This window comes from Streptomyces sp. NPDC048671, from assembly GCF_055587045.1.
This window is the reverse complement of sequence record NZ_JBVJHB010000021.1, coordinates 109,221-118,226: the sequence shown is the minus strand read 5'-3', so window position 1 is coordinate 118,226 and position 9,006 is coordinate 109,221. Positions and strand designations below refer to the sequence as shown.

Below are 9,006 nucleotides of genomic sequence, written 5' to 3'. Positions count from 1 at the left end.
CCCGCGGAGCGGGTACCACATCGCTGCGCGATGTGCAAGCGAACTGCCCCGCGGAGCGGGGCAGTTGCGCAACCCGCTCCGCGGGTTGCCAACCCCAGGGCTGCGCCCTGGGGTTGAGGGGCGGTTCGCTGCGCTCACCGCGCCCCGGCAAGCCGGGGCCAACTCCCTCCGCTTCGCTTCGGGAGTTGAGGGGGCCGGCCCGCGTTGCGGGCCGGTGGGCCCCGCTATGCAGGGCCTAGTCAGGCTGAGTGTCAGCTGCGGATAATTGGGACTAGGCGTAGAGAAGTTGACGGGTGCTTCGCACCCGTCTGAGGGCGTGTCCGCTGCGCTCCCCCACCCTGGGGCCCTTCCGGCTGCGCCTCCAGGGCCTGAAGCCCGCTATGCGGGCTTGGCTGGCTACGAGGAAGGGGGCGCTCGTTCGTGTCGGGCTTCAGTGTAGTGGGTGCATCCAGTTTGATGCACATGTACTGTTGGCAGAAACACGGGACACCTCACCATCTGGAAAACTCCCTCACGTTCGAGAGGAACGACCGCTGATGACCAGTCACGGCGAATCTACCGGAAAGGCTCAGGTGCTGAGCAGCGATTCCGTGCGGAAGGTAACGCAGTACCAGACGGTGGGCAGCAACGTCCGGTTGAAACTGTTCGCGCTCCTGGCCGCCCAGGGCCTGCCCGCGAGCGAGGCGGACGACCTGGTGGCCGCACTGGAGGCCAGTGCGGCCACCGGGGCGCAGAGCGAAGTGGTCGAGCTGGACGGAACGGCGCCGGCCTCTCGGGGTGGGCTGTTCGCGGACGGCTGGGACAAGGGCGTGACGGCCGTGAGTGAGGCCCTGGTGGGCATCGCGGACCGGGGCTGGTCACGGCGCGGCGGCCGGTCGGCCGGGGCTGCTGAACTGGCCGTACAGGAATTGTGTGCAGGGGTGGCCAGCACCCGGATTCGAACCGGGGTTTCCGCATCGGGGCGAACCCGAGTGCGGTGTCCTGGGCCGCTAGACGACGCGTGGCCGGACGCAGCGTATCCGCTCTCCGGCTGGGGTGTCCCTTCTTTTGCAGGCGGTGCTGCGTTCATGCACCCGCACGCCACGGAGCGGCGCCGACTGCTGGAGGCCCTGGGCGAGGCCGGCGGCCTGTGCGCGGCTCGGACGGTGGAGATGTCCAGCGGTGACGTCATCCTCTGCACGCGCGAGGCCGGGCACTACGACCCGGATGACCTACCGGGGTGGAAGCGCGGGAAGTCGGACGGGACACCCGGCGGCTGGCATCTCGCGAGCGGGGCGATCTGGAGCGGCGCCGGTGCCGCCTGCTATCCGCACACGACTGCCTGAAATTCCGCGAGAAAACTGAAAGGGGAGGTAAGCGAATGTCTTTGATTCCGCTCAAGGAACACCAGGTAGATCAGAAGTTGAATTTCCGGAAGTGGGTGGGATTCCCTGCAAGATCTTTTGTGCCGCCGGAGGGGGCGCGTGCCACGGGCGTGTCGGCGACCGGGTCCGGGAAGACGATCACGGCCGCCGCGAGCGCGCTGGAGTGCTTCCCGGACGGCCGGGTTCTGGTGATGGTGCCCACGCTCGACCTGATCGTGCAGAGTGCCCAGTCCTGGCGGCGGGTCGGTCACCGCGCGCGGATGGTCGCGGTCTGCTCGGTGGACAAGGACGAGGTCTTGGAGCAACTCGGGGTGCGCACGACCACCAACCCGATCCAGCTCGCCCTGTGGGCCGGGACCGGGCCGGTGGTCGTGTTCGCCACGTACGCATCTCTCGTGGACCGCGAGGACTCCACCGACGTCACTGGTCGCCGGACTGTCCCTGGGCCGTTGGAGTCGGCTCTGGCGGGCGGGGAGCGGCTGTACGGGCAGCGGATGGCTCCGTTCGACCTGGCTATTCTGGACGAGGGGCACATGACCGCGGGGGACATGGGCCGGCCGTGGGCGGCGATCCACGACCAGTCCCGGATTCCGGTCGATTTCCGGCTCTACCTGACCGCGACTCCGCGGATTCTCGCCGCGCCCCGGCCGCAGCGGGGCCGGGACGGACGGGAGGTGGTGATCGCGTCGATGGAGGACGACTCCAGCACCTACGGAACCCGGATCTTCGATCTTGGGCTGGCGGAGGCGGTGGAACGATCGATCCTCGCGGGGTTCGAGATCGACGTGCTGGAGATCCGCGACCCGGACCCGATCCTGGGCCTGTCGGAGGACGCGCTGCGTGGCCGGCGCATGGCCCTGCTCCAGGCAGCGCTGCTGGAGCACACAGCGCAGCAGAATCTGCACACCACCATGGTGTTCCACCAGCGGGTCGAGGAAGCCGCCGCGTTCGCCGAGCAGATGCCACGCACCGCCGGTGAGCTGTATACCGCCAGTGCCTCCGCGGCGGCACTGGCCGGTGCGCAGGAGCTGCCGGCGTCGTCGATCGCCGCCGAGCTGTACGAGCTAGAGGAAGGCCGTCACGTGCCCCCGGACCGGGTGTGGGCAGACTGGCTGTGCGGCGACCATCCCATCGCGCACCGGCGTGAGGTGATCCACCGGTTCGCCAACGGCATCAACGCGCAGAACCGGCGGGTGCACCGGGCGTTCCTCTCCTCCGTGCGGGCACTCGGGGTCGGGGTCGACATCACCGGACTACGCGGAGTCGAAGCCGTGTGCATCGTCGGCTCGCGCAGCTCCCAGGTCGACGTCGTCCAGAACATCGGACGCGCCCTGCGCCCCAACCCGGACGGCACGACCAAGACCGCGCGGATCATCATCCCCGTCTTCCTCCAGCCCGGGGAGGACCCGAAGGACATGGTCGCCTCGGCCAGCTACCAACCCCTCGTCGACATCCTCCAAGCCCTGCGCTCGCACTCAGAACGCATGGTCGACCAGCTCGCTTCCCACGCCCTGACCCGCGGCACCGGACGGCGGCGCATCCACGTCCGCCCCTCCCCCTCGGCCGGGGCCGGCGAGGAGAACGGGGACATGCCCGCAGAGGCCGGCGAGGAGCAGCAGGAGGTCGACCGGGTCACCTCGGTCGTGGTCAACTTCGCCTCCCCCCGCGACGCCGCCGACATCGCCGCCCTGACCCGCTGCCGCGTCATCCGGCCCGAATCCCTCGTCTGGCTGGAGGGCTACCAGGCCCTGATCCGCTGGCACACCGAGAACGAGATCACGGGCCTGTACGCCGTGCCGTACGACACCGAGACCACCGTCGGCGCGACGAAGGACTATCCCCTGGGCCGGTGGGTCCACCAGCAGCGCAAGGCGCTGCGCGCAGGTGAACTCGACCACCACCGCAAAGAGCTCCTCGACGACGCCGGGATGGTGTGGGAACCAGGCGACGAAGCATGGGAGAACAAACTCGCCGCGCTCCGCTCCTACCGACGGGCCAACGGGCACCTCGCGCCCCGCCAGGACGCCGTCTGGGGCGAGAGCGAAGCCGAGGGCCTAGTACCCATCGGGCAACACATGGCCAACCTCCGACGCAAAGGAGGGCTCGGCAAGGACCCGCAGCGAGCGGCGGAACGCGCGCAGCAGCTGGCCGCGATCGACCCGGACTGGGACTGCCCCTGGCCACTCGACTGGCAACGCCACCACCGCCACCTCGCCGACCTCACCGAGGACGAGCCCGGTGGGGTGCTGCCCGACATCCAGCCCGGCGTGCTGATGGACGGCGACGACATCGGGCGATGGTTGGAGCGGCAGAAGAACCCGAGCACCTGGAAGCTCCTGTCCACCGAACAGCAGGAACGGCTGGCGAAGCTGGGCGTACAGCCCACTGAAGCACCCTCCCCCGCCCCGACGGCAGCGCCCGCGGTGAAGGGGCAGGGCAAAGCGCAGCAGGCATTCCAACGCGGCCTCGCGGCCCTCACGCAGTGGGTCGAGCGGGAAGGCGCAGGCCGGCCGGTACCCCGCAGCCACGCTGAGGAGATCTCGGTCGACGGCGAGACGGAGCCAGTGATCGTGAAGCTGGGCGTATGGGTTTCCAACACCCGCGCGAGGCGGGACAAGCTCGACCAGGAGCAGCGCGACGCGCTCGCGGCGCTGGGCATCGACTGGATCTAACGGTCGTCGGCAAGGTTCGGTGATGATCCGAGACTGGGTCAGGGGCGCGGGGGCGGGATGGTGAGGTACGGGGCGAGTTGGGCTTCGAGGTCGGCGATGCGTTTGTCCATGAAGCGGTTGTTCTGGCGGGCGCTGGTCAGTCGTTCTTGCAGCTGCTGGTTGTCCTGGGTGAGCTGTCGTACGTGCTGCTTCAGTGTGGTGTTCTCCGTGACGATGCGCTGAAGTGAGCCTTCGGGGAGGTCGTGTTCGAGGTCGCGGATCTTGCCGAGGAGCTCTGCGATGCGGGTGCGCTGGGTGCGGATTTCGCGCTGGGCTTGGGCGAGTGCGTCTTCGGCGTTGAGTGCGCGTTCCTTCCAGGCGGGCTGTGCGCGGCTGCCGTTGTTGGAGACTCCGGGGTGGGGTCTGCTTGCTCGATTGGCCCGCTCGATCAGGGCTCTGGCCTGCTGGTTTTGATAGAGGAAGGTGCGTGAGACGCGGGCGGTACGGGCAAGGGCTGCGACGGTGACAGGCGTGTGGTCGCGTGTCATGGCTGCCAGGGCAGTCTGCAGGCGTTGAAGCATCTCTTGGGTGGCTTGGCGGCGGGCTCGTACGGCTGCGTCTGTGCGGGGAGTGCTCATGGCTGCCCTGTGGCGTCGTCGGGGTCCTGCAGTGCTGCGAGGTCGCGGGCGCGGAAGGCGGTGCTCCAGGTGCGGTGGAAGTAGTCCTGGGGGCGCCGCAGGTCGATGGCCAGGGCTTCGTCGAGGATGCCGAGGGCGGCCAGGGCCTGCTCGAGTCCTTTGATGGCCTTGGCGGTGGGTTCGAAGACGGTGTGGAGGTAGTCGGCGGTGGCGTCGTCGGGGGCGTTCTCGGCGATGGAGCGCCACTGTTCGGCTTTGCGTCGCCAGTAGAGGAGGTCTGCGCCGGAGAGGACGAAGTTGTCGCAGTTCTCGCAGTCGAGTTTCCAGGGGCAGGCTCCGCCGTTGACGACGGGTTGGTAGGTGCAGAATCCTCCGTCGGCGGGGGTGCTGCGGCGGGAGAGGTCCAGTGCCAGGGCGAGAGCTGTCTCGCGCTCCATGGGGGTGGTGTCGCCGGAGAGGAGTTCGCCGGGGTTGAGGGCGCCGGGCCCGGCTACCCAGATGGTGTTCAGGACGTCTTCGAGGTCGCTGTTGGTGATCTTCACGTAGTGCTCGGCCATGCGTTCGGAGAGCTGGCCGAGGTAGCGGCGGATGTGGGTGAGTGTGGCGCCGGCGCGCAGCAGGTTGGTGGCCAGGGTGTGGCGGGCCTGGTGGGCGACGTACGCGCCGCCGAGGTCGAGGTCGGAGATCCAGGTCCTGAAGCGCTCGTTGAAGTGTCCGTAGGAGATCGGCTGGCGGCCGTTGGGGTTGCGGATGCGGGACGGGAAGAGGGCCAGGCCGGGGCGTTCAGCGGCTGCTGGGGTGTGGCCGTAGCGCTTTTCGAAGATCTGGAGTGTCTTGGTGCGCCGTGCATCGAGGCGCTGGTACACGGGCTCGGGGATGCGGATGCCCTCGTTGTAGTTGCCGACTTTGGTCTGGTCGTGCCACAGCATGGCCAGGCCGCGGTAGCGGCCGATGCAGTCCAGGCGCAGTCCGACGACCTCGCTGCAGCGGCGCCCGGTGGCGACGATGGTCTCCCAGATGTCCCGCAGGCCCCGGTCGTTGAGGTCGAGTTCCTCCAGGCGGCGTAGGTTGGTCTCGTCCATCAGCGCGCGGGCGACGTCGTCGCTGAAGGGGTTGCGGGAGCGCTGTTTGATGCCGGTGCCGCCGAAGGGGATGGCGGTCAGGAAGCCGGTGTCGATGCCGAGGCGTTCGGCGTGGCCGGCGGTGATGGCGCTGTAGAGCAGCTTGCGGGCTTGGTTGAACACGAACTGGCAGCTCAGATCGGTGACGGTGGGGGATCGTCCGTCGACCAGGAGCATGCCCAGAGATGGCAGGCCGTGGCGGGCGCGGTGGCGCTGGTCGGCGACGAACCGCTCGGCGTGCTCACGGCGCAGCACGGTGGGGTCGTGGCCGGCGTCAGGGGCGTCGGTTTCGAGGAAGACGCCCAGTTCGACGGCGGCGCGGCGCATCTGGTCGAAGGGGCCTCTGGTGCGGGGGCACTGCGGGGAACGGAGCAACTCGGCGAGATAGTCCCAGAGCAGGTCGCGCAGCCACCGCTGGGAGACGGTGGTGATGTCGAAGTTGCTCTGGGCGTTCTTGAAGCGTCGTCCGAAGTGATCGGTCTCCAGGAAGCCGGCGTCCTTGGTGTCCGAGGGGCTGTAGTAGACGCAGCGCAGACCGTTGATGACTTCCCAGATGATCTTGCGGACTTCGGAGTCCATCTGTTTACGGGACAGGTCTTTGTAGCCCTCGTCGTGCAGGTCCATCAGGGACGTGATGCCGCCTCGTCGGCAATGCCTGACGAGATTCCTGATGCCGTTGGTGCTCCACTCGGAGTGCTGCGCGGACTGGGCATGGGTGTGCAGGCCCCACTGGATCTCGGCCCGCAACAGCGGGGACAGGCCATGAAGGTTGACCAGCCCTGGCTGCGTAACCGGCTCCGCAGTGGCGCACCAGGCTCGGAATGCCTTCTCGTCGCCGTATGTCACCGGGAGCGGCTGGCCGTCCTTGAGGGGGCCGCGTGAGTTTTGCGACCGGGCCTCTCCCGGACGGTTGTCGATCTTGTACCGGTTCAGGTGCTGCAGGCACAGCCCCAGTGAGGTACAGGCCAAAAACGGGCAACGGGCCGTGCACAGGCCGTAGCCGGGAAGCGGGTGCTGTGTACGGGCCCAGGATTCGAACCGGGTGCGGTCCATGCCGGCGGCCTCGCCGTACTGCCACCTGGTCTGGTGCTGCAGGCACAGCCGGGTGGTGGGACTGATCGCCGGGCGGTCGGGACAGATCAGGCACCGGCCGTAGTCCACTCCCCGCGCGGCGGGCAGAGCGGTGGCCGCGTCCATGAAGGCGCGCTTGGTCTGCCCCGTCCGCTCGGCCTGCTCCCACTCCAGGTTGTGCGTGTTGCACAGGTTGTGGCTGACCCGGCGGATGCGCAGGCAGCCGTCAACGGCGCACTGCCAGGCGAAGACCGGGTGCTGAGGCGGGATGAAGATCAACGTGTCGCGGAAGAGCGGATCGAATGAAGGGGCCTCTATGAGGGCCGTGAGCAGTTCGAGCCGGTCGCGGCCGACGCGGGTGGTGTCGGTGCGGCCGGGCAACAGCGTCAGAGGGATCACGGCCGTGTCCCCCACACCTGCTCCAGAGCCGCGGTGAACACCGGGTCGTGGACGTCTACGTGGCCGTAGACCTGCTCGACGGTCGCGGCCGAGGCCCAGCCGCCAGCATCCCGCGCGATCACCGCATTGCCCTGTGCGGCGTCCAGCACCGCGGTGGCGAAGCTGTGCCGGAAAGCGTGCGGGACCACCCGGCCGATCTCCACACGGGCCGCGGCCCGGCGCAGCATGCCGCGGGCCGCGGCCGTGGTCCACGGCTGGCCTCGGGAGGGGCCGTGCAGGCTGACCAGGAGCATGCCGTGAGCGGTCTGGGCGGGGTACTGGGTGGTGATGTACTCGAAGTAGGTGTGAACCATCGCCGGACTCACCCGGCGCACCGTCCCACCGCACACAGTGCCGTCCTGCGACGTCCAGGGGGACTTGGTCTTCACCCGGGCCCGGTTGGCGTTGTCCTCACGGTGGCAGATGTGCACGTGCGGCCCCCGGCACTGACCGCACGCGGCCTGCTCGCGCAGGTGCAGGTCGACCAGACGCAGCCCGCACAGCTCACCGATGCGGAAACCGCCGTCGGCCAGCCACGTGACCACCATCCGGTCCCGCGCGCACGAGACCGCCCCCAGCAGCAGATCCCGGGCACCTTCCGGCAGCATCTTCGGGTGCCGTCGCATCCGCTCCGCCGGAGCCAGAGGATTCGCGGGCATGCTGTGCAGGACGTGCCCGAGCATCGCCCGCCGACGGTCCGCCCGCGTCGGCAAACGGGTCACGCGCAGTGCCTCCGCCAGTGCCGGGTTCACGCCGTGGGTGCCCAGGCGGAGGTAGAAGCCCTTGAGGCAGGCCGCGGCGGTCTTCAGTGCGCTGTGCCCGTAGGGGCGTTTCCCTTCGCGCCACGGCATACCGAACGGCCCCGGGTAGTCCGCTCCCAAGGCCGCCATGTAGTGCCGCAGGTCCTCCAGCGACACCGCGCCTGTGTCCAGGCCCGCGAACCGCAGCCACCGCAGATGATCCACCAGCACATATGCGTACGTGCGGTCCGTACCCGCCCGGCAGGAACGCAGGAACCCGTCTGCCTCCGCCACAAGCGTGCAGTCCGTGTCCACGACCGTGTAGGACACCCGACCGTCCCCGCGGACGATCTCCTGCACCCGTAAGTCGCCCACCACCAATCGGCCATCCACCATGTGCCGCCCCTCCGAACCTGGAACCGCCCCGGTGGCAGCACTCCCGCCCCGCGAGTCCACACCCCTCCCCCGCCCCGGCGGACCACTCCACACGAACGTCCCACACACCCAGGTGACAGTTGGTAAAGTCCGTCACCCTCACACGCCAGAACGTTCCCTTGGGTCGCGGTGGGCGGCGATGACGGCGGGCAGGGACGCGTAGGTCGCCACCACCGCCGTCGGCCCGCCGCTCACCTGGGCCGCGATGGCGGCCGGGTCGCTGGTCATGGTGAGTTCCGGGGGCGACACGCCACTATCTTTCTGGGATAGGGAGCACACGCCGATCAGCAGGCCGCGATACCCGGCTTCGCGCCACTTGCGAGCGGTCTGCACCACCAGCACCTTGGTCGGCACCAGCACCAGCGTCGCTCCTTGGGGGCGAGTTCGGCGGATACGCGCTGGGCAGTGAGGATCTTGCCGCTGGCGGAGACCACCGTCATCCGCCGCAGGCTCTCCCCACGGCCGCCCGGATCGCGGCCAGGGCCTCTTGCTGGTGGGGGCGTAACCGCATCGCGCTCCTTCACACGGGTGGCCGTGTTGTGCGGCGG

Annotated in this window: 6 protein-coding genes and 1 tRNA gene; 2 read left to right on the top strand and 5 right to left on the bottom strand. The window is 69.0% G+C overall.

Annotated elements, in window-relative coordinates:
* Positions 1–921 precede the first annotated feature (921 nt).
* A tRNA-OTHER gene (locus tag ACZ6S6_RS33695) sits at positions 922–1,006 on the bottom strand.
* A gap of 61 nt (positions 1,007–1,067) precedes the next feature.
* Here ACZ6S6_RS33695 and ACZ6S6_RS33690 point away from each other — a divergent pair.
* Entirely contained in the window at positions 1,068–1,325 is a 258-nt protein-coding gene (locus tag ACZ6S6_RS33690; RefSeq protein WP_425942303.1) for a hypothetical protein, read from the top strand.
* 35 nt (positions 1,326–1,360) lie between these two features.
* The gene (locus ACZ6S6_RS33685) at positions 1,361–4,036 is read left to right on the top strand and encodes a helicase associated domain-containing protein (protein WP_469708771.1); all 2,676 of its coding nucleotides are present in this window, start codon (positions 1,361–1,363) and stop codon (positions 4,034–4,036) included.
* A 38-nt stretch (positions 4,037–4,074) separates the two neighbouring features.
* On the opposite strand, the gene ACZ6S6_RS33680 is transcribed toward ACZ6S6_RS33685, so the two are convergent.
* The 4 genes from ACZ6S6_RS33680 to ACZ6S6_RS33665 all read right to left on the bottom strand — a co-directional run bounded on the left by ACZ6S6_RS33680 (position 4,075) and on the right by ACZ6S6_RS33665 (position 8,818).
* Positions 4,075–4,653 (bottom strand): DUF6262 family protein, encoded by a 579-nt coding sequence (locus tag ACZ6S6_RS33680; protein ID WP_469708769.1) that lies wholly within the window; start codon positions 4,651–4,653, stop codon positions 4,075–4,077.
* The gene (locus ACZ6S6_RS33675) at positions 4,650–7,244 is read right to left on the bottom strand and encodes a tyrosine-type recombinase/integrase (protein WP_469708767.1); all 2,595 of its coding nucleotides are present in this window, start codon (positions 7,242–7,244) and stop codon (positions 4,650–4,652) included. Before ACZ6S6_RS33675 ends, ACZ6S6_RS33680 begins: the two co-directional genes overlap by 4 nt.
* Positions 7,241–8,419, bottom strand: a complete 1,179-nt coding sequence (locus ACZ6S6_RS33670; RefSeq protein WP_469708765.1) for a tyrosine-type recombinase/integrase — start codon at positions 8,417–8,419, stop codon at positions 7,241–7,243. The genes ACZ6S6_RS33675 and ACZ6S6_RS33670 overlap by 4 nt, the downstream gene beginning before the upstream one ends.
* Positions 8,420–8,557: 138 nt before the next feature.
* Positions 8,558–8,818 carry a hypothetical protein gene (locus ACZ6S6_RS33665; RefSeq protein WP_469708763.1) on the bottom strand — a complete coding sequence of 87 codons (261 nt, stop codon included), beginning with the start codon at positions 8,816–8,818 and terminating at the stop codon, positions 8,558–8,560.
* Between the last annotated feature and the right edge of the window lie 188 nt (positions 8,819–9,006).